General features: G+C 71.1%; 2 protein-coding genes. Both read left to right on the plus strand.

Going from position 1 to position 2,226, the window contains the following annotated elements:
• Positions 1-1,772, plus strand: a 1,772-nt coding sequence (locus tag BUB20358_RS27800; protein WP_174905178.1) for a hybrid sensor histidine kinase/response regulator, incomplete at its 5' end; no start/stop codon positions are given.
• On the plus strand, positions 1,769-2,226 hold a 458-nt coding region (locus BUB20358_RS27805; protein WP_174905179.1), incomplete at its 3' end, for a response regulator. The genes BUB20358_RS27800 and BUB20358_RS27805, both read left to right, overlap by 4 nt.

A 2,226-nucleotide genomic window follows, 5' to 3' on the forward strand; every position in this document is an offset into this window, starting at 1 on the left:
CCGCCCACGCGGGCCGCGCGGCCGGCGCAGCCGCGATGCGCCGCGTGCGCGCCGATACGCTGAACCGGCTGCTGAGCCTGTCCGGCGAATCGCTCGTCGAGTCGCGCTGGCTGAAGCCGTTCGCGGAGTCGATGCTGCGCGTGAAGCGCGCGCAGCACGACGCCGCGCACGCGCTCGACATGCTGTACGAGCAGTACGCGGACGATCTCGACGCACGCGTGCTCGCGTCGATGAACGAAGTGCGGCACATGCTGAACGACCTGCAGCGCTCGTTTGCCGAACGCATCGATGAGTTCGACCGCTTCGAGCGGCGCAGCACGCATATCGCCGAGCAGCTGTACGACGAGGCGCTGCAGTGCCGGATGCGGCCGTTCGGCGATGCGACGCGCGCGTATCCGCGCATCGTCCGCGACCTCGCGCGCTCGCTCGGCAAGCAGGTGCGCTTCGCGATCGTCGGCGAAGGCACGCAGGTCGATCGCGACATCCTCGACCTGCTCGACGCGCCGCTCGGCCATCTGCTGCGCAACGCGATCGATCACGGCGTCGAGCCGCCCGACGTGCGGCGCGCGCGCGGCAAGCCGGCCGAAGCGCACGTGACGCTCGAAGCGCGTCACAGCGCCGGCTCGCTGCTCGTCAGCGTGATCGACGACGGCCCGGGCGTCGACATGGATGCGCTGCGCGCAGCGGTCGTCCGGCAGCGGCTGACCGACGACGACACGGCCGCGCGGCTGTCCGATCCCGAACTGCTCGAATTCCTGCTGCTGCCGGGCTTTTCGATGCGCGATGCGGTGACCGACGTGTCGGGGCGCGGCGTCGGCCTCGACGCGGTGCAAGAGATGGTGCGCGGCGTGCGCGGCGCGGTGCGCATCTTCAACGAGCCGGGCGCCGGCATGCGCTTCGTGCTGCAGCTGCCGCTCACGCTGTCGGTGATCCGCAGCCTGCTCGTCGAAGTCGGCGGCGAGCCGTATGCGTTTCCGCTCGCACACGTGCGTCGCACGCTCGAACTCGCGCACGACGACATCGACGTGCTCGAAGGGCAGCCGCACTTTCCGTTCGACGGCCGGCGCGTCGGGCTCGTCGCCGCGCATCAGCTGCTCGACGCCGGCGAGCCGGACGCGGCGCGTACGCGCACGGCGGTCGTGGTCGTCGGCGGCGAGCCCGAACTGTACGGCGTCGCGGTCGACCGCTTTCTCGGCGAGCGGATGCTCGTCGTGCAGCCGCTCGACGCGCGTCTGCAGAAGATCCGGAACATCGCGGCCGGCGCGCTGCTCGAGAACGGCGATCCGGTGCTGATCGTCGACGTCGAGGATCTGATCCGCTCGGTCGACAAGCTCGTGCGCGGCGGGCAGCTCGCGAAGCTCGCGCGCGACCCGCGGCGCGCGCTCGCCGATCGGTGCCGCCGCGTGCTCGTCGTCGACGATTCGCTGACCGTGCGCGAGCTCGAACGCAAGCTGCTGGAAAAGCGCGGCTACGACGTGACCGTCGCGGTCGACGGCATGGACGGCTGGAATGCGGTGCGCAGCGACGCGTTCGATCTCGTCGTCACCGACGTCGACATGCCGCGGATGGACGGCATCGAGCTCGTCACGCTGATCAAGAACGACCCGCTGCTCAGGCGCGTGCCGGTGATGATCGTGTCGTACAAGGATCGCGACGAGGATCGTCGCCGCGGCCTCGATGCCGGCGCCGACTACTACCTCGCGAAGAGCAGCTTCCACGACGAGGCGCTGCTCGACGCCGTGCACGACCTGATCGGAGACGCGCGCGGATGAACATCGGCATCGTCAACGATCTGCCGCTCGCGGTGGAGGCGCTGCGCCGCGTGATCGCGCTGCGGCCCGATCATCGCGTGCTGTGGGTGGCGACCGACGGCGACGAGGCGGTGGATTTCTGCGTCGCGCATCCGCCGGACCTCGTGCTGATGGATCTCGTGATGCCGAAGCTCGACGGCGTGGCCGCGACGCGCCGGATCATGGCGCGCGCGCCGTGCGCGATCCTGATCGTGACGGCGAGCGTCAGCGCGAACACGTCGTCGGTGTACGAGGCGATGGGCGCGGGTGCGCTCGATGCGGTCGACACGCCGACGCTCGCGCTCGGCACCGCGACCGATGCGTCGCCGCAGCCGCTGCTCGCGAAGATCGACCAGATCGGCCGGCTGCTCGACAGCCGCGCGGCGTCGCCCGCGCCGGCGTGGCCGGCGCCCGCGCGCGGCCGGCCGACGCTCGT

The organism is Burkholderia dolosa (assembly GCF_902499135.1).
GTDB lineage: Bacteria > Pseudomonadota > Gammaproteobacteria > Burkholderiales > Burkholderiaceae > Burkholderia > Burkholderia dolosa.